Below are 17,871 nucleotides of genomic sequence, written 5' to 3'. Positions count from 1 at the left end.
CTCTCAGAGGGTGAAGGTGGCGACGGCGGCGGCGGTGTCCGAGGGCCACTCGTTGGCGGCCGTCGCGGGGTCGGCCTGGGGCCAGCCGGTGGCCAGGGTGTGGGCCTCGACCAGGGTGAGCGGGCCGGCGAACTGCACCTGGTCGATCCGGTCCTGCGGCTCCGGCTTGCTGCCCCGTACCTTGCGGGTCGGGGACCACGTGTTGCCGGGAAGAGCCACCGGGTCGGGATGCGCGCTGCGGAACGCGTCGGTCAGGCCGGCGGCCTGGAGTGCCACGGTGACCGGCCAGTTGAGCGGCCGGCCGGTGGCCGCCGTCCAGTCCAGGTGGGAGGGTGAGGCGAGGCCCGCCGCCAGCAGTACCGGAGCGCCGGTGAGGACGTCCGCCTTGACCGCCGTCGCCAGTGCCCTGGCCTGCTGCAGACGGACGGAGGCGTTCTCAGCCGCCTCCACCTGGGCCGCGCTCTGGCCGTCCTGCACGGCGTACGGGCCGTAGCCGGCCTCGCTCAGGTGGGCGGCCCAGAACCGGGCGGTGCGGCCGCCGGGCAGCTGCAGGGTGACGCCGGCGGCGGGCAGGGCGGAGGTCACCGCGGTGACGGCGGTGAGCGGGTAACGGCTGAGCACGCCGACGCTGCCGGCGCTCTGGTAGGCGTACCAGCCGAGCGCGTCGGCCAGGGCCTGGGCCGCGGTGCCGGCGGTCTCCTGGAGCGCCAGCACGTCCAGCCCCTGGGTGAGGATCACCCGCAGCTGCTTCTCCAGCGCGTCGGTGACGTGGGTTCCCGCGTCCCACAGGTTCCAGGCGGCGGTCTTGAGCCGCAGCGGCCCGGCGGCGGGGCGCACCGGCACCAGGACGGTCATCGTGTCCGTGGCGCCGGCGCTGTCCTTGACCGCGACGGTGAGCACGGCCGGGTGCGCGGGGGCGGTCGTGGGCGCGGTGCCGGTCACCGTTCCGTCGGCGGCGACGGACAGCCAGCCGTCGCCGCCGATCCGGCGGAAGGTCGCCGTGCCGGCCGGGTTGCCGGCGGGCCGGGCCCAGAGCTTGCCGAGCTTCACGGTGACGGCCGCACCCGGCGTCACGGCGGTCGCGGTCAGCGCGTCGACCGCCGCGTGCGGGCGCGGTACGGCGGGCTTCGGCCGGAAGGTGAACGGCGCGCTCTGCGCCAGGATGCCGTAGCCGTCCTTGGCGAGCAGATAGGCCGTGTAGGGGCCGCCGGTGAGCGCGGAGGTGTCCAACTGGACGTCGCCCGAGCCTCCGGGCGTGTACTTCCAGAGCAGCGAGGAACCGGTGCCGGGCTGGCGGGTGCCGTCGTAGACGCCCACCCAGTTCTTGGCGTCGGGTGCGCCGGTGGTCCAGTGGAAGGTGAGCTTGTCACCTTCGGTGGGACTGCCGGTTGAGCTGAGGGTGAGGGTGCTGCCTGTGGCCACGGGGATCCTTCAGGTCAAGTTGGTTGTACAACTGCACCTATTGACCCGAAGGGCGGCGTCCTGCGCGTGAACGGCGAGTGGCCGGCCGCCGGGGTACGCGGTAACTCCACTGCGGCACAGGCGGGGTGGGCGGATTCGGCGGGTGACCCCGCCGGGTGGGCTCGGGTGGTTTCGGGTGGGCTCGGGGCTGATGGTCTCGGTGGGGCTGCCGGCCGGGGCCGGTCGGGGGCGCCTGGGCGGGGGCCTGGGCGGGGGCCTGGGTGTGGGCCTGAGTGTGGGCCTGCGCCGGGTCGAGCTCGCTGCGGGTCGGTCTGGCGGTCCGGTGGCCCGGTGGTTCGGCCGATCGAGGATCATCGCCCGTCGGTGCGAACGGTGTCGGTCGGGCCCGAGTTCGGCCGGGTGCTGGTCTGCCGGGTGCTCATCCGCCCGGTGCTGGTCTGCCCTGCGCCGGTCGGCTCCAGGGGCGGGGCGGCGATCGTCTCGGCCAGGACATCGGCGAGTCGGGTGGAGTGACTCAGCTGCGGGTAATGGCCCGCGCCCGACACGGTGACGACCGGGAGTGCGATCGCGGGGTTGGCGGGAACCGGTACCGTCAGCGGGTCGAACTCGCCGGTCACCAGCTGTACGGGCACCGGGCTGGATCGGAGCAGATCCATCAAGGCCGCTCTGTGCGAGCGCAGTTGGATGCTCCGAAGATGGCGAGCGGTTCGTCCGGCGACACCCGGCCGGCGCAGGCCGAGCGCTGCTGCGGCCACCGTGGCGTCGACCTCCGCACTGCGGGGGGCCTGGCCGAGCAGAGCACCGGCCAGGAGGCGGGAGGGAGCCCGGCGCAGGACCGTCGCGGTGATCCGGACGGTCCGGACCGCCCGGGGTGGGCGCGGCTGCAGGAAGTACGGCGCCAACAGGACCACACCGGCCACCTGTTCGGGGTGCGCCGCCGCGTGGAGCAGCGCGGGACCGGCGGCCGCCGAGTGCGCGACGATCACGGGCCGTGAACGGACCGGCGCCAGCAGCTCCGCGACCCACTGTGCGGTGCTGCCGGTGGCGGGTGACGATCGCCCGAGCCCGGGCAGGTCGGCGAGCAGCGAGGGCGCCGGGAGGCGGTCCGCGAGCTCGTGCCAGCTGTCCGAGTCCAGCGGAAGGCCGTGCAGCAGGACGTAGCCGGGTGCCTCCCGCTCACCCGCGACGTAACTGCGGCTCCCGGCGAGCCCGATGAAGGAGCCGGGCGGCCGGCCGCAGGCTCCGCCGAGCACCGGTCCCGGTGCGGCGCCGAACCGATCGGCGACCAGTCGGCCGGCCCAGCGTCGCAGCAACTCCTCGACGGGTGGATGCCGGAGACCGGCGGCCTCGGCCAACCGGTCGGCGGAGGAGGTGTCGTAGCGGTCCTCGGAGAGGAAGGAGAGCGTGTCGGGATCCGTGCGGGTGAGCGCGCGGGGCAGCCGGCGAAGGACGGCCGTCGGGACGTGCCGGCGCGGTGCGCGAACGCCGAGGTGTTCGGCCACGATGTTGACCAGCTCGGGGAGATCGGGCGTCGCCGGGTCGAGCACCGTGTGAAGACTGACCGGGTCGCTCTCGTGCCCGGGCACAGCCGCCAGGAACCGGGCCAGATGGTCGATCGCCACCACGGGGAGGAAGGTACGCCGGCTGCCGGGAAGCGCGGGGAGGCGGCCGTGCCACAACTGCTCGACGACGGTGGCCAGTCCGAGGTACTGGCCTGCCTCGCCTGTGACGGAGTGTCCGATCACGCTGCTCGGGTTGACCACGGTCAGCGGCACACCCAGCCTGACCGCCTCGCTGCGGACCGCCGCGTCGCCCTCCAGCTTCGACGCCTCGTAGGCACCGAGTCGGGCGTATCGCGCATCGGCCTCGTGGGCCGGGAGCGGAAAGACGGCGGGGCCACCCCCGACGCGATAGCCCGAGATGTGCACGAGGCGGCGGAGCCGCGGTCGGGTGGACGCCCAGCGCAGGGCGTGCAGCGCGCCGCCCACGTTGGCCTCGTAGGCGTCTGCTCTGGGCAGCCCGAAGCGGTAGAGGGCCGCGGTGTTGAAGACGTCGCGGACGGTCGCGAGGCGTGCGTCGTCGAGCGGGCCCAGGCCCAGCCCGGGGCGGGTGATGTCGGCTTCGACCGTGATCAGCCCGCGGTCGTCCGCGCCGTGCCCGCGGAGCCACTCGCGGAACTCGCTGTCGCGCCGCGCGCCACCCCGGACGGCGGCGGCGACCGTGCGGCCGGAGGTCAGGAGTTCGAGGACGAGCCAGCGGCCGATGAAACCGGAGGCGCCGAGCACGAGAGTGCCGGGGGCTTGTGGGGCTTGCAGGGTGGAGGCTTGTGGGGCTTGTGGGGCTTGTGGGGCTTGCGGGGTGGTGGGGGCTTGCGGGGCTTGCAGGGTGGTGGGGGCTTGCGGGGCGGGTTCGGGGCTGGGGTCGGGGAGGGGGGAGGGCATGAGAGCTCCTATCGGTAGACCGATCTACATAATTTGAGCGCAGTCGAGAGTGGGAGGGCCGGCGAGGAGTGGAGGGTGTGGGGCGGGTGTGAGGCGCGGTGCCGGTGGTGTGCGAGAGGGCTCGTCGTTCGTGCGCGACAGGCCGCGCCGGCCCCGTCGCGGTGTGCATCGGTGCGGGCGCCCGACGCGGCGGTGCTGGCTGGCGGTGGGGCGGAGAGTGCTCCTGGCTGGACCGGTCTACATATTTCTGGTCCCATGCCGGCCCCGACCACCCCTGCCCTGCCCGACTCAGGACATGGCGAGCAGCAGCTGGATCGTGAGCGCGGCCTGGTCCAGCGGCGTATGGCTGTGTCGTACACGGGCGAGCAGCAGTGCGCCTTCGAACTGGGCCAGCACCGCGCCGGCGGTGGCGTCGGCCGCCCCCGGTGCCCGCCCCTCGGTCACCAGCTGTGCGGCCAGCGCCTGTTGCCAGGTGTCGTAGACCTCGGCGCAGACCCGCCGCAGCTCCTCGTTCCCGCCCGCCACCTCCAGGGCCACGGTGGCGATCGGGCAGCCCTTGCTGTAGGCGGACCCTTCCATCCGGTCGCTGAACGCGTCCAGCAGTCGTCGGACGATGACCGCCGCGCTGAGCTTCTCGTAGGCAAAGGAGTCGATGAGTCCGCTGATCTCCTGGCCTGCTTCGGTCAGGGCGGCGGTGACCAGTTGGTCCTTCCCGGAGGGGAAGTGGAAGTACAGCGAGCCTCGTGGTGCCCCGCTCTCGGCCAGTACCTGGTTGAGCCCGGTGCCGAAGTAGCCCTGCGCCTCGATGAGCGCCCGGGTGGCGGCGATCAGTCGGGCGCGTGTCTCCTCGCCTTTTGCTCCCATGCCGAAAGAATAGACCGGCCTACATATTCTGTCCATCCGCTCACACCGCGCGTCGCAGTCGGCATGGTGGGACATTCGGCCGTGACCAGAGGCGGCCACGGTCCGCCCGGCTCCGCGCCCCTCAGCCCGCCGTTACCGCCCCGGTGGAAGGCGGCCGGCGGCCCCGTGGCGGCCCCGTGGCCGTCGCGGAATCCGATCGACGCGACCCGCCCGGCGTCAGTGACCGCCGCGCAGGTTCAGCGCCACCACGCCGGCGATGATCAGGGCGAGGCCCAGCCACTGGGCTCGGCCGAGGCTCTCGCCGAAGGCGAGGACGCCGATGCCGGCCACGGCGGCTGTCCCGGCCCCGGACCAGACCGCGTACGCGACGGAGACCGGTATGTGCTTCAGAGCCTGTCCGAGCAGGGCGAAGGAGAGCACGTAGCCCACGCCCACGCCCAGGCTCGGCCAGAGCCGGCTGAAGCCCTCGGTGAGCTTCAGGCAACTGGTCGCGCAGACTTCACTGACGATGGCGAGGCTCAGCAGCAGATAGGGCACGGCCCGTCAAACCGCCGGGGCGGCGGCGAGCTTCCCGAGCAGGGCCAGGTCCGCCTGCTCCAGACTGTCGAGCAGAGTGACCCGGGGGGCCGCCCCGATCGGGACGGCGGACGGTACGGCGAGCACCGCGCATCCCGCCGCGTGGGCCGAGGCCACGCCGGTGGGGGTGTCCTCGACGGCGACGCAGGTGGCCGGGTCGAGACCGAGCAGGCCGGCGGCGGCGAGGTAGGGGTCGGGGGCGGGCTTGGTCCGCTCGGTGTCCTCGGCCGCCAGGGTGACGGTGAACCACTCGCTGCCGATGCTGCCGAGCACCAGGTCGACGACCCGGCGCGGGGAGGCCGACACCAGGGCGGTCGGCACCCGCGCGTCGTGCAGGGCCGCCAGCAGGGCGAGCGCACCCGGGCGGGGGACGATCTCGGTGGCGACCTTTCCGGCGAAGCTGTCGCCGAGCCGCTCGACGAGGTCGGCCTCGCTCCGGGCGGTGCCGCTACTGCGGTGCAGGTGCGCCGCCGTGTGTTCGACGGCCCGGCCGAGCACCTCGGGGACGTCCCGTTCGGTGAGGGTGAGGTCCAGTTCGGTGGCGAGTTCGGCGGCGGCCTGCCACCAGAGGTGCTCGGTGTCCACCAGGGTGCCGTCCATGTCGAACAGGACGGCGGCGGGCGGGGCCCAGGGCGGGGCGGAGTCGGACATGGCGGTGTCAGGCATGGCGGTACCTTTTCGGGCGCTTCGAGTGGTGCGGGTCCTGCGGGAGTCGAGCGGGTCGTGCGGCGCCGCGGTGCCCCGGCATCCCGGTGCACCGGCGCTCCGGCATCCCGGTCTCCGGAACCCCGGCGAGGTGGCGAGGTGGCACCGAGGGCGCTGGGAGTGCCGAGGGCGCTGCGGGGCCGTACCCGACGGTCTCAGGCCGGACGCCGGTCCACCAGGACCGGCCGCTCGGGCAGGGTGATGTCGGCCGTGCTGCCGATCGGGAGGACGGCGGCGGCCTCGGTCGGCAGGTCGGCCTTCACCTCGGTGCCGTCGGCGAGCCGGACGGTCAGCCGGGTGACGGCGCCCAGGAAGGACGCGGCCACGACCAGCGCCGGGCCGCCCTCGGCCGGCGTCAGAGCGACCTTCTCCGGCCTGACCAGCACGTGCAGTTCACCGTCGGCGGGCACGGCGCCGTCCACCGGGTGGCGGCGGCCGAGCACCTCGACCCCCTCACCGGCGCGCTCGCAGGGGATGCGGCTCATGGTGCCGACGAACTCGGCGACGAAGGCGGTGGCCGGTCGGGCGTACAGCTCGGACGGCGTCGCGCACTGCTCCAGGCGGCCCGCGCGCAGTACGGCGACCCGGTCGGCCATCGACAGCGCCTCCTCCTGGTCGTGGGTGACGAACAGGGTGGTGATGCCCAGCTCCTGCTGGAGCCGGCGGATCTCCTCGCGCAGGCTCAGCCGCACCTTGGCGTCGAGCGCGGAGAGCGGCTCGTCCAGCAGCAGCACCCTCGGCTCCAGGGCCAGCGCGCGGGCCAGCGCGATGCGCTGCTGCTGTCCGCCGGAGAGCTGGTGCGGGTAGCGGTCGGCGTGCTGCGGAAGGCCGACCAGCTCCAGCAGTTCCAGCGCGCGCTTGCGCCGCGCGGCCTTGGCGGCGCCGCGCATCCGCATCCCGAAGGCCACGTTGTCGGCGGCCGTCAGGTGCGGGAAGAGGCTGTAGGACTGGAACACCATGCCCGCGTCGCGCCGGTGCGCGGGGATCCGGGTGATGTCCTCGCCGTCGACCAGCACCTGGCCGCCGTCGTGCTGCTCGAACCCGGCCAGGATGCGCAGTGCGGTGGTCTTGCCGCAGCCGGAGGGGCCGAGCAGGGCGAGCAGTTCGCCCGGCCGGACGGTGAGATCGAGGCCGTCCAGCGCGGTGGTGGCGCCGAACGCACGGCGCAGCGAACGGAATTCGACGGCCGCGCTGCCGGGCGCGGTGGCGGCGCCGGCTACGGGGGCGGTAACCGTGGTCATGAGGGGTTCTCGCTAACGAAGTCAGGGGCGGGCGGGCGTGCGGTGGCGGCGCTCGCGGCCGGCCGCGGCCAGCAGGAGCAGCAGCACCCAGGTGATCAGCAGGCTGAGGACCGAGACGGCGACGGACATCTGGGCCTGGCTGTTGCCGACCGAGTAGATCCAGACCGCGAACGGCTGGTAGCCGAGGATCGAGGCGGCGGTGAACTCGCCGAGCACCAGCGCCAGGGTCAGGAAGGAGGCGTTCAGCAGCGCGCCGCGCAGGTTGGGGAGCACCACGGTCACCACCGCGCGCGGCCAGCTCGCACCGCAGTTGCGGGCCGCCTCGACCAGGGTGCGCACGTCCACCGCGCGCAGCCCGGAGTCCAGCGCCCGGTAGGCCAGCGGCAGTGACATCAGCACGTACGCGACGACCAGCACGATCGGGAACTTCGGGTCCTGGACGAACACGAAGGTCTGGAACAACGGGGTGTCCATCAGATGGTCCGGGCCCCAGCGCAGCACGCCGATCAGGCCGGCCGTGAGCGCCACCGGCGGGACCACCAGCGGGAGCGTGCAGATCACCTCGAGCACCGCGCGCAGCCGGGGCGTGCCCAGCCTGGCCGCGATCAGTGCCGGGACCAGCAGGACCAGCACCACCAGGACGGTCACCAGGGCCAGCCGGAGCGTCAGCCAGAGACTGTCGGTGAACCCGGGCGCGCCGAGCAGACCGGTGTAGGCCTCGAAGGTGAAGCCCTTCGGGTCGTCGATGCTGAAGTACACCGAGGCGGCCATCGGCAGCACGAAGTAGAGGCCGGCCACCAGCAGCACCGCGCCGCGCCACAGGCGCAGCCTTGAGATCAGCTGAGCCATCGGGCACTCCGGCGCTGGAGGGGCAGGTAGACGGCCATCACGAGGGCGGCCACCACGATCATGTCGAGGCTGAGGGCGAGCGCGAGATTGCCCTGGCCGACCAGTACGTTGCCGGAGAGCGCGTCCGCGATCGAGCGGCTGATCAGCGGCACCGTGGCGCCCACCATCGCGGCGGCGGTGGCGTACGCGGCGAAGGCGCTGCCGAACAGCAGCACGAAGCCGCCGAGCAGGGACGGGAAGAGGATCGGCAGTGCGACGTGGCGCCAGTACTGCAGCGTGGTGGCCCGGTTGTTGTGGGCCGCCTCCCGCCACTGCACCCGCAGGCCGTCCAGCGCCGGGGTGATGCTGAGCACCATCAGCGGGACGAGGAAGTACAGGTAGACGACCGTCAGCCCGGTGAAGGAGTACAGGCTCCAGCCGTGCTCGGTCAGGTGCAGCAGCTTGGTGAGCTCGCCGGCGTTGCCGAGGGTGGCGACGAAGGCGAAGGCGAGCGGCAGGCCGCCGAAGTTGGCGAGCACGCCGGAGGCGGAGAGCACGGCCTCGCGCACCGCCTTGTAGCGGGAGGTCACCACGGCCTGCGCGATGGGCAGGCCGATCACGGTGCCGAGCAGTGCGGTGAGGGCGGACAGCTTGACGCTGCTGAGCAGGGCCGTCCAGTAGGCGCCCTGCACCGAGGCGGTGAGGTTGTCGGTGGTCAGCTGGCCGGCGCCGGTCTCCGAGTCGCTGGAGGCGGTGAAGGCGCCGGTGGCGATGGCGACGGCGGGCAGGCCGAAGCTGATCGCGAAGAACACCAGCAGCGGGAGGGCGGCGAGCCAGGAGCCGCCACGCGGTCGCCGTCGGCGGCCGGCCGGGGCATGGGCGCCGGTGCAGCGCTGAGCGGGGACGGTGGGGGTGGACGCTGGGGCGGTGCCGGGGGCCCCCGCGCCGCCACTGGGGTCAGTGGCGGCGGGGGTCGGCACCGGGGTGGGAGCCGTGGTCATGGTGTCGATCAGCCCGCGATCGCCTTGGCCCAGTTCTCGGTCACGACCTTCTTGGCCGCGGCGATCTGGTCCTGGGTCGGGAAGCTGGTGAAGGGCTTCTCGACGGTCGGCAGCTTGGCGGCGGCCGCGGCGTCGAGGGTGCCGTCCTTCTTCATGCTGTCGAAGAGGGCGGGGGTGGCGTAGCCGCCGAGGAAGAGGTTCTGGCCCTCGGCACTGAAGAGGTACTCCTGCCACAGGCGGGCGGCCGCCGGGTGCGGGGCCCACTTGTTGATCGCCTGGTTGTAGTACTGGGCGTAGCTGCCGTCGACCGGGACGGCGACCTGCCAGTCGACGCCCTTGGTCTTGAACTCGTCGGTGTAACCGGCGTTGAGGTACGACCAGTCGATGCTGATCGGGGTCTCGCCCTTCTCGACGGTCGCCGGGGTCGACTCGACCGGGTTGAAGTTGCCGGACTGCTTCAGCTTGCCGAAGAAGTCGATGCCGGGCTGGATGTCGTCCAGCGAACCGCCGTTGGCCAGCGCCGCCGCGTAGACGCCGCCGAAGGCCGAGCCCGACTTGGTCGGGTTGCCGTTCATCGCGACCTGGCCCTTGTACTCGGGCTTGAGCAGGTCCGCGAAGGTCTTCGGGCAGGTGGCGATCTTCTTGGCGTCGCAGCCGATCGAGACGTAGCCGCCGTAGTCGTTGACGGCCTGGCCGTTCGCGTCCTTCATGGTGTCGGCGACCTTGTCGAAGCCGGCCACCTTGTACGGCGCGAGCAGGCCGTCCTTGATGCCGGACTGGGCGAAGGCGCTGCCGAGGTCCACCACGTCGGGGGCGCGGTCCTGGCCCTTGCGGGAGGTGATCGCGTTGATCTCGTCCTGGCTGGAGCCGTCCGGGTTCTCGTCCTCGATCTCGATGCCGTACTTGGCCTTGAACGAGTCCATGATCTTGCCGTAGTTCGCCCAGTCCCGGGGCAGCGTGATGACGTGCAGCTTGCCCTCCTTCTTGGCGGCGGCGACCAGCGCGTCCATCCCGCCGAGGTCGGCGGCGGAGGTCGCGTCCTTGGCGGCCTTGGCGCCGGCCTGGGCGGCGTCGCCGGACTTCGCGGCGGTCGAGCCCGCGGAGCCGCAGGCGGAGAGGGAGAGCGCGGCTGCGGTCAGTACGGCCGCGAAAGCGGCGGCACGGGCACGGTGCACGGTCACGAGTCAGTCTCCTGATCAGGGGCGTACTGCGAGAAAGGGGAAGGTGCGCGGGTGTGATTTCGTCTCTTGGGGCCGCCGAGTTGACTAGCCAACTTCGCCGACGTGGGTAAGTACGCCGGAACCCGGTGACGGGAAGGTGAACGGATGCCCGAGAACGGGGGGCGGCTGCGGGAACGGTCGAATCCGGTCGTCTGCCACGGATCAGGACGGTGCGATGCTTCCAGGGCGCAGCGGATAGGGTCAGCCTGTCCGCGCCGGTACGGCCGCGCAGGACACCGCCCCAGGAGGGACTTTGACTGACGTGGCACTGCAGCCGGACCAGCCCGCACCCGGCCCGGCCGGGACCGAGCGCGGCCCAGCGCTGTACCGCAAGGTCGCCGCCGACCTGCGCGAGGCCATCACCACCGGTGCGTACGGCGAAGCCGGTCGGCTGCCCGCCGAGGGCACCCTCGCGGAGCAGTACGGCGTCTCGCGGGGCACGGTGCGCCAGGCGCTGGCGGTGCTGCGTTCGGACGGCCTGGTCACGTCCCGCCGCGGCACCCGCCGGGTGGTGCTCGGCAACGCCCGGGTGCAGAGCTTCTCGGAGTTGCTCAGCTTCACCCACTGGGCCCGCTCGATGGGCGAGGAGCCCGGGGGCATCCTGGATTCACTGGTCCGCCGGCCGGCCGACCCGGCCGAACTCGACCAGCTGCGCCTCGAACCGGGCGCCGAGGTGTACGTGACGGTGCGACTGCGCACCCTCTCGGGTGTGCCGGTGATGGTCGAGCGGACGGTCTACCCGCCGGTGGTGGGCGAGTTGGTGGCCCAATTGCCGGCCGACGTGGTGTCGCACACCGAGCACCTGCGGGAGCACGGCATCCTGTTCACGGACGCTGATCACACCATCGACGTGGTCGCCGCGAACGCCGAGGACGCCCGCCTGCTGGGTTGCCGGCGCGGCAGCCCGCTGCTGCGTGAGCGCCGCCGCACCACCGACCCGACCGGCACACCGGTGGAGTGGTCCCAGGACCGCTACCTGCCGGGGACGGTGGCCTTCAGCGTGCACAACTCGATGGCCGCGTCCGCGCTTTCGCGGCACGCGCGGGAGAGCGACTGAGGGAGCCGGCGCTCCGTCCGGCCGGCCGGACGACCGCTCCCTGGGCCGCTCCCTGGGCCGCTCCCTGCGCCGGTGGTCGCCCGGGCTCCGTCCGGCGCGTCGTCAGGCGCTGAAGTCGGCCGCGTGCTCCTTCGCCCAGAGCGCGAACGGGCGGGCAGGGTGGCCGGTGAGCTCCTCCACCGTCCGGGTGAGGGGGACGGGCACGCCGTCGGCCGACTTCCAGAGGTCGAGCAGCGCCTGCGCGAAGTGGGCGGGCATGTGCCCGGCGTTCTGCCGCTCCCACTCCTGACGGCCGACCGTGTCGACGCCCAGCGGCCGTCCGAGCACGTCCGCGATCTGTTCGATCTGCCCGCGGAACGTCAGTGACTGCGGGCCGGTGAGATGGTGGGCACGCCCGCCGAGGCGGTCGGGATCGGTGAGGGCGGCGAGGGCGGCCTCGGCGACGTCCGACTCGTGGATCGGATCGCAGTGCGCGCCCGGGTAGGGCAGGCCGACGGCGCCCGTGGACCTGATCGGCCGGGCCCACTGCAGGGCGTTGGCGGCGAAGGCGCCGGGGCGCAGGAACGTCGAGAGGACCGGGGAGGCCCGCAGGGCCCGCTCGGCCCGTACGTGGTGTCCGCCCAGTGCGTCCTGTTCGGCGTCGGGGGCGAGCACCGAGGAGGAGGAGAGCAGCACGATGTGCCGCACGCCTGCCTCGGCGGCGCGGTCGGCGAAGGCCTCGGCGTGGGAGCGCGCGGCGTAGAGGAAGACCGCCGAGCAGCCGTCCAGGGCGGCGGGGAACCCGGCCGGGTCGCCGAGGTCGCAGTGGACGGCTCCGACGCCCTCGGCAACGTCGAGGGCGGCCGGGTCGGCGGCGGTGCCGACCCGGACCGGGACTCCGCGGGCGTGCAGGAGTCGGGTGAGGGTACGGGCGATGCGGCCGCGGCCGCCGGTGACGAGGATGGTCACGGGGTTTCCGTTCGAAGAGGTGGCTGGTGCCGTCGCGACGGGCGTTCGGGCGTTCGGGAGGCGGTCCGGTCCGGCGCCGGGGTCACGGGGCCGGCCCGGTGCTCCGGGCGCCGTCGGGCCGGTCGCCCGGGGCTGTGACGGGCCGGTGGCAGGGTCTGCCGCGGGGCGGCGCGCCGGAGGCGGCCCGTAGAATGGGCCTCGCGACTCACATATTGTGCGACGCAATGATTGTGCGGCGCAAGTTAATTCCCGGCCCGGCCCGCCCGGGGCCGGTACGCCGGTGATCCGGAGAGGCAAGCGGATGACAGAGCGCGCGGACCTGCTCCAGCAGGTCGCGGACGAGAGCCGGCGGCACTACGCCGCCTGGTCGCTGTTCAACCAGACCATGGCGGACCGGCTCGGCCTGCACCCGACCGACGTCCAGGCGCTGGCGCTGCTGGACATGGAGCGCGGCCCGCTGGGCTCCGGCGAGATCGCCCGTCTCACCGGGCTCACCCCGGGGTCCGCCACCCGGCTGGTCGACCGGCTGGCCAGGTCCGGCCTGGTCGAGCGGCGTGCCGATCCGGCCGACCGCCGCCGCGCCCTGGTGGCGCTGGTGCCGGGCGCGCTGGAGTCGCTGGGTGAGGCCTGGGACGAGCCCGGGGAGGCGTTCGGGGCGGCGATCGCCGGCTTCGACGACGCCGAACTGCACGTCATCATGGAGTACTTCCGCCGCGTCGCCGAGGTAGGGCGTGGTCAGGCGGCCCGGCTGACGGCGGAGCGCGATGCGGCAGGCCCGGCAGGCCCGGCAGCCCCGGCAGCCCCGGCAGCCCCGGCAGCCCCGGCCGGGCGGGCGTCCGGGAAGTAGGCCGTCCGTCCCGGGCCTGCCGTCCGTCCCGGGACGGCGCGCCGGGTCAGCGCATCAGGGCGGCCAGCAGCGGGCGGAAGTGGTCGAAGCCCGGGGTGGCGGTGTCGGTGTACTTGGCCTCCTCGTCCCAGCGCCGGACCGCCACCGCGTCGGCGGCGCCCGGGTGGGCGGCGAAGGCGGCGGCCTGCTCCTCGGACATCGGGCCGCCCTGTACCTGCAGCGTGTACTCGGAGGCGTCGGAGAGCCGGGCCCGGTAGCCGGGTTCGACGGTGCACAGGTAGCGCTTGGCCGCGACGTGCAGTCGGACGGGCTCGGTGACCTCGGGGCCGAACCACTGGGCCAGCCAGTCGGCCCCGGCGTCGCTGTGCCGGTTGTCCCGGCCCTGCATCAGCTCCAGCCCGGCGCCGTCGAAGTGGCCGACGTCGTGCAGCAGCGCGGCCGCCACCAGGTGGGCGGGTGCCCCGGCGGCCTCGGCCAGCGCGCCGGCCTGCAGCATGTGCTCGGCCAGCGTGACGGCCTCGCCCAGGTACTCGGCGGCCCCCTCGCCCTCGAAGTGGTCGGCGACGGCGTCGAGCGCGGCGGTGCGGCGGTGCAGCACCGCCACGGTGGAGGAGAGCGAGTCCAGGTCGGCGTAGCAGCCCTGGAGGTGGCGGCCGCCGTTCCGCTCGAAGGCCGTCCTCGCGTGCAGCAGCCGGACGTTGTCGAAGATCAGGCAGTCGCCCGGCCCGAGCCGGAACTCCAGCCGCAGCTCCGGGCGCAGGGTGACGGCCGCGAACCGGCGGTACGCCGCGTAGAAGGCTTCCAGCTCGGGGGCGGGCAGCCGCAGCGTGCCGATCGAGCGGTTGTTGAACCGCACCTCCCGGATCCGCCCGAGCGGGTCCAGTTCGATCAACGGGCGGTCGGCGCGCAGTTCGGTGGCCCGGTCGCGGAAGACGAACGGGACGGGCGTGCGGGTCAGTACCGCGAAGTCGGCGGGCGCCTCCTCGCGCAGGATCGCCGCCGCCCGGAAGCCGTCGACCAGCCCGGAGTCGCCGCCGACGGCCGAGTTGTCCAGGCAGTGCAGCAGTTGGAGGGTCGGCACCGGGTCGCGGTACGGGTTGTCGGAGTGCGGTGCGATGGCCGCGCTGGTGAACGCCAGGTTGTTGGGGTCGGCCTCCACCCGGACGTCGAACAGCTCGCCGTAGTTGGTCTCCCGGACGTACCCGAAGGTCCGCGCCACCGCGAGCACCTGGCGTTCGACGACCGGGACCTCGCGCAGCACGGCGAATCCGGAGCGCAGCACCGCGCCGAGCACCGCGGCCCGCTCGACCGGGTCCGCCAGATAGGCCGCCCAGTCGGCCTCGGGGATCCCGGCGGCGAAGTCGGCGGCCGTCCAGAGCCGCTTGCCGGCCTCGCTGCGGCCGTCGCCGACGTGCTCCTGCGCCGGCCAGTCGAGCGGGTAGCGTGAGCGGTGTCCGTCGGACCAGAGCACGTGGAGCAGGCCGTCGGCCTCCTCCTCCCGGGTGATCGTGAGATCGTCGGGCAGGTCGGTGATCTGGAACAGCTTCTGCCCGTTGCGCGGGTCGCGGCACTCGGCGCAGGGGCAGTTGTCACGCAGCCAGTACGGCGGGAGCGACATGGGGCTCTCCTAGTCCGGGACTTCCCGGTACGGTTCGACGGTTCTCCGGCCGGCAAAGTTGTATAGCCAACTTTGCCGTTCCGACGACCTTCCCGGTTGCGGGTGAGCCCCGGATGCCGACCAGGTGAACGGCGCGGGAACAGTGGGCCCGCCCCCCGGTGGCGGCGTGTCACCGGCGGGCGGGCGGGCGGGCGGACCGGATCGGGCCGGTCGGCGGCGGCCCCTCGCGTCAGGCGGCGCCCTCGGTCCGGACGGTGTGGGCGTGCGAGGCCGCGGCGGCACCGTACGCCCCGGGCCTGATCCGGCGGCGACGGCTGCGGGCCGCCAGGACGGAGAGCAGGACGCCCACCCCGCACGTGATCGCGAGCAGCAGGCAGGACCGGGAGAGGCCGGCCGCCAGCGCGTCCGCCGCCCCGGCGCCACTGGAGAGGTGCGACTCGCCGACGGACGTGTTCACCGTGGCCACGGCCGCGGTGAAGGCGGCGGCGCCGATGTACCGGGCCATGTTCGAGATCCCGGACGCCGCACCGACGTCCTCGGCGGACACCGAGGAGGTGGAGGCCGAACTCGCCGGACCGTTGACGAGCCCCAGCCCGGCGGCCATCAGCACCAGCGGCAGCGCGAACGCGCCGTACCGCCAGTCGCCCTGGACCAGGACCAGCAGTGCGCAGCCGGCCGTGGCCGCCGCGAACCCCGCCCCGATCACCGGCCCGACGCCGAGGCGCTTGACGGCCCTGGGCACCAGCGGGGTGACGGCGATCAGGCCCACGGTCGCCGGCAGCGTCGCCAGGCCGGCCTGGAACGGGCTCAGTGCGAGCGTGGCGGGGTTCTGGAAGTAGAGGCTGACCAGGTACATCAGACCGTTGATCACGCCCGCGCTCAGCAGGATCGCCACCGTGCTGCCGATCAGCACCCGGTCGCGCAGCAGCCGCAGGTCCACCAGCGGCTCCTGGACCCGCCGCTCCACCATCACGAAGGCCACCGCCGCGAGCACCGCCAGGGCGAGGCAGCCCAGTACCGCCGCCGAGGCCCAGCCCCAGTCCGCGCCCTCGCTCAGCGCGAGCAGCGCCGGGGCCAGCACGGCGGCGATCAGCACCGTCCCCGCGAAGTCGATCGACCGGCTGCGGCCGGGGTCACGGGACTCGGCGATGCCGGCCAGGGTGACCGGGACGCACGCCACCGCGATCGCCGCGTCGATCCAGAACAGGCCCTGCCATCCGACGCCGTCCACCAGCACGCCGCCGATCAGTGGTCCGACCGCCGCGCCCACCGCCGACGCGGCGCCCCAGAGGGTCACGGCGCGCACCCGCCCCTGCCCTGACGTCGCGACCGACAGCAGGCTCATCCCGCACGCCAGGATCGTGGCCCCCGCCGCCCCCTGGACCGCCCGGCCCGCGATCACCCCGGCGCCGCTGCCGGACAGTGCGATCAGGGCGCACGAGACGATGAACAGGGCCAGCCCGGAGAGGAAGACCAGCCGTCGCCCGAAGACGTCGCCGAGGGCGCCCGAGGTGACGATCACGGCCGCGCCGACCAGCGAATAGCCGGTGATGGCCCACTGCAGCGTGTCCAGCGACGTGCCGGTGTCCTCGCTGATCGCGGGCAGCAGGATGCTCACCGCCGAGGTGTTGGCGTTGACGACCAGGGTCGAGACGCAGGTGGCGGCCAACAGGGCCGCACCCGCCGGGCGTCCGGCTGCTTCGTCGGGTACGGTTTGCTCCGTTTTGTCTGACACCTTCGTAGGTTCGCACAGGCCCGGCCGGTTCGCAGCCCGGCGGCCCCGCGGCCACCGGACGGTCAGGGAGCCTCGGCCGGTGCCGCTTTCCGATGCGTCACCCCGGACAGCAGGCCGCGGTACTGACGGTCCACCATCGATTCGGCCGCGCACGGGCGGCCCGGTGCCCGGCGCCCGGTCTGCCCGGTGCTCTGCCCCGGCCTGCCCGGCCCCGGGGGCCGGCCGTCAGTTCGCCGGGGCGGCGGCGGCCTCCCAGGCGCCGGCCGCCGCGGCGCGTGCGCCGTCCACCGCGGCCGGGGCCGTGCCCAGCGCCGTGCCCAGCGCGGTCAGGCAGTCCTGGACGACCTCCAGCGACGCGGCCCGGCCGTAGTGGTTGACCCTCAGCATCTCGGCGGCCAGCGCGCCACCACCGGCCTGGACGGGCAGGGCCGGGTCGAGCGACGCCACCAGTGCGGCGGCGTCGAGGCCGGCCGGGGTGCGCAGCGTGGTGGCGACGGGGGCCGCGTGGGCGTCCGCGTGCACGAACGGGCTCAGTGTGCCCAGGGCGCGCACGCCGGCGCGGGTGGCGTCGGACGCGGCGCGGTGGCGGGCGACGGTCGCGTCGAGGCCGTCGGCCGCGATCCGGTCCAGGCAGGCCTCCAGGGCGAGCATCTCCAACTGGGCGGGGGCGTGCGGCAGGACGGTGCGCCCGGCGTCCGTCCAGCGCTCCTTCCAGTCCAGCAGGGAGAGGTAGGAGCGGCGGGGCGCGGCCGGGTTGGCGGCGATCCGCTCCCAGGCGCGGTCGCTGACCGACACGGCGGAGACCCCGGCGGGGCCGCCCATCGCCTTCTGCCCGCCGATCACGCACAGGTCGACGCCCCAGGCGTCGGTGAGCAGCGGTTCGGCGGCCACCGAGGCGACGGCGTCCAGCATCAGCAGGGCGCCGTGCTCGCGGACCACGGCGCCGATCGCCGCGACCGGGTTGGTGTTGCCGGTGGCGGCCTCGGCGTGCACCAGGGAGACGAAGCCGATCCCGGGGTGGGCCCGCAGCGCGTCCGCGACCTGTTCGGCGGTGACGGCGGAGTCGAACGGCACGGCGAGGTCGACGACCTCGGCGCCGCAGTCGCGCAGCCAGTTGCCGAAGGTCTGCCCGTACGGGCCGGTGACGATGTTCAGCGCGGTGCCGCCCGGGTGCGCGGCGCCGCGGATGGCCGCCTCCAGCGGCAGCAGCGCCTCGCCCTGGGTGATGATCACGTCGGCGGTGGTGTGCAGCAGCGCGGCGACCCGGTCCTCGATGGCGGCGAACCGCGCGGCACCGAGCGGGGGGAGGTCGAGGAAGGGGCTCACGGGGCCGGGCCTTTCGCTGGGCGCTGATCACGACGGGTTCCG

At 73.9% G+C, this 17,871-nt stretch carries 15 protein-coding genes; 2 read left to right on the top strand and 13 right to left on the bottom strand.

Going from position 1 to position 17,871, the window contains the following annotated elements; all coding sequences use genetic code 11:
* Positions 1-3 precede the first annotated feature (3 nt).
* From OG823_RS09765 to OG823_RS09725, 9 genes are all read right to left on the bottom strand, one after another.
* Positions 4-1,422: an endonuclease/exonuclease/phosphatase family protein gene (locus OG823_RS09765; protein WP_371479069.1), complete on the bottom strand. Its 1,419-nt coding sequence runs from the start codon at positions 1,420-1,422 to the stop codon at positions 4-6.
* A 350-nt stretch (positions 1,423-1,772) separates the two neighbouring features.
* Complete coding sequence (locus tag OG823_RS09760; RefSeq protein ID WP_371479068.1) at positions 1,773-3,863, bottom strand: alpha/beta fold hydrolase; 2,091 nt, start codon at positions 3,861-3,863, stop codon at positions 1,773-1,775.
* Between the two features lie 288 nt (positions 3,864-4,151).
* Positions 4,152-4,727, bottom strand: coding sequence for a TetR/AcrR family transcriptional regulator (locus OG823_RS09755; RefSeq protein ID WP_371479067.1), 576 nt, complete (start codon positions 4,725-4,727; stop codon positions 4,152-4,154).
* 216 nt (positions 4,728-4,943) lie between these two features.
* Positions 4,944-5,264, bottom strand: a complete 321-nt coding sequence (locus OG823_RS09750) for a multidrug efflux SMR transporter (RefSeq protein WP_371479066.1) — start codon at positions 5,262-5,264, stop codon at positions 4,944-4,946.
* 6 nt (positions 5,265-5,270) lie between these two features.
* Positions 5,271-5,969, bottom strand: coding sequence for an HAD family hydrolase (locus OG823_RS09745; protein WP_371479065.1), 699 nt, complete (start codon positions 5,967-5,969; stop codon positions 5,271-5,273).
* Between the two features lie 194 nt (positions 5,970-6,163).
* Complete coding sequence (locus OG823_RS09740; RefSeq protein WP_371479064.1) at positions 6,164-7,249, bottom strand: ABC transporter ATP-binding protein; 1,086 nt, start codon at positions 7,247-7,249, stop codon at positions 6,164-6,166.
* A 21-nt stretch (positions 7,250-7,270) separates the two neighbouring features.
* Positions 7,271-8,098 carry an ABC transporter permease gene (locus OG823_RS09735; RefSeq protein ID WP_371479063.1) on the bottom strand — a complete coding sequence of 276 codons (828 nt, stop codon included), beginning with the start codon at positions 8,096-8,098 and terminating at the stop codon, positions 7,271-7,273.
* Complete coding sequence (locus OG823_RS09730) at positions 8,086-9,078, bottom strand: ABC transporter permease (RefSeq protein ID WP_371479062.1); 993 nt, start codon at positions 9,076-9,078, stop codon at positions 8,086-8,088. Before OG823_RS09730 ends, OG823_RS09735 begins: the two co-directional genes overlap by 13 nt.
* An 8-nt stretch (positions 9,079-9,086) precedes the next feature.
* On the bottom strand, positions 9,087-10,259 hold the full coding sequence (locus tag OG823_RS09725) for an ABC transporter substrate-binding protein (RefSeq protein WP_371479061.1): 1,173 nt from the start codon (positions 10,257-10,259) through the stop codon (positions 9,087-9,089).
* A 301-nt stretch (positions 10,260-10,560) separates the two neighbouring features.
* On the opposite strand from OG823_RS09725, the gene OG823_RS09720 reads away from it, so the two are divergent.
* The gene (locus OG823_RS09720; protein WP_371484383.1) at positions 10,561-11,355 is read left to right on the top strand and encodes a GntR family transcriptional regulator; all 795 of its coding nucleotides are present in this window, start codon (positions 10,561-10,563) and stop codon (positions 11,353-11,355) included.
* 102 nt (positions 11,356-11,457) lie between these two features.
* Here the strand turns inward: OG823_RS09720 and OG823_RS09715 are convergent, their stop codons facing one another.
* The gene (locus OG823_RS09715; RefSeq protein WP_371479060.1) at positions 11,458-12,303 is read right to left on the bottom strand and encodes an SDR family oxidoreductase; all 846 of its coding nucleotides are present in this window, start codon (positions 12,301-12,303) and stop codon (positions 11,458-11,460) included.
* Between the two features lie 301 nt (positions 12,304-12,604).
* Between OG823_RS09715 and OG823_RS09710 the strand changes: the two genes are divergently transcribed.
* Entirely contained in the window at positions 12,605-13,150 is a 546-nt protein-coding gene (locus OG823_RS09710) for a MarR family winged helix-turn-helix transcriptional regulator (RefSeq protein ID WP_371479059.1), read from the top strand.
* Positions 13,151-13,196: 46 nt separating this feature from the next.
* Here OG823_RS09710 and OG823_RS09705 read toward each other — a convergent pair whose 3' ends face one another.
* The 3 genes from OG823_RS09705 to OG823_RS09695 form a co-directional block, all read right to left on the bottom strand.
* Entirely contained in the window at positions 13,197-14,768 is a 1,572-nt protein-coding gene (locus OG823_RS09705) for a TauD/TfdA family dioxygenase (protein WP_371479058.1), read from the bottom strand.
* A 229-nt stretch (positions 14,769-14,997) separates the two neighbouring features.
* The gene (locus tag OG823_RS09700) at positions 14,998-16,503 is read right to left on the bottom strand and encodes an MFS transporter (protein ID WP_371479057.1); all 1,506 of its coding nucleotides are present in this window, start codon (positions 16,501-16,503) and stop codon (positions 14,998-15,000) included.
* Positions 16,504-16,728: 225 nt separating this feature from the next.
* Entirely contained in the window at positions 16,729-17,829 is a 1,101-nt protein-coding gene (locus tag OG823_RS09695; protein ID WP_371479056.1) for an alanine--glyoxylate aminotransferase family protein, read from the bottom strand.
* Positions 17,830-17,871: the final 42 nt, after the last annotated feature.

This window comes from Kitasatospora sp. NBC_00315, from assembly GCF_041435095.1.
In the GTDB taxonomy this organism is placed as follows: domain Bacteria; phylum Actinomycetota; class Actinomycetes; order Streptomycetales; family Streptomycetaceae; genus Kitasatospora.
This window is presented reverse-complemented; position numbering and strand designations above follow the sequence as displayed.

Bases quoted from the DNA above. Each gene is read 5' to 3' on its own strand.
- OG823_RS09705 (WP_371479058.1), bottom strand. From the start codon at position 14,768: ATGTCGCTCCCGCCGTACTGGCTGCGTGACAACTGCCCCTGCGCCGAG.
- OG823_RS09745 (WP_371479065.1), bottom strand. From the start codon at position 5,969: ATGCCTGACACCGCCATGTCCGACTCCGCCCCGCCCTGGGCCCCGCCC.
- OG823_RS09740 (WP_371479064.1), bottom strand. From the start codon at position 7,249: ATGACCACGGTTACCGCCCCCGTAGCCGGCGCCGCCACCGCGCCCGGC.
- OG823_RS09710 (WP_371479059.1), top strand. From the start codon at position 12,605: ATGACAGAGCGCGCGGACCTGCTCCAGCAGGTCGCGGACGAGAGCCGG.
- OG823_RS09755 (WP_371479067.1), bottom strand. From the start codon at position 4,727: ATGGGAGCAAAAGGCGAGGAGACACGCGCCCGACTGATCGCCGCCACC.
- OG823_RS09735 (WP_371479063.1), bottom strand. From the start codon at position 8,098: ATGGCTCAGCTGATCTCAAGGCTGCGCCTGTGGCGCGGCGCGGTGCTG.
- OG823_RS09730 (WP_371479062.1), bottom strand. From the start codon at position 9,078: ATGACCACGGCTCCCACCCCGGTGCCGACCCCCGCCGCCACTGACCCC.
- OG823_RS09760 (WP_371479068.1), bottom strand. From the start codon at position 3,863: ATGCCCTCCCCCCTCCCCGACCCCAGCCCCGAACCCGCCCCGCAAGCC.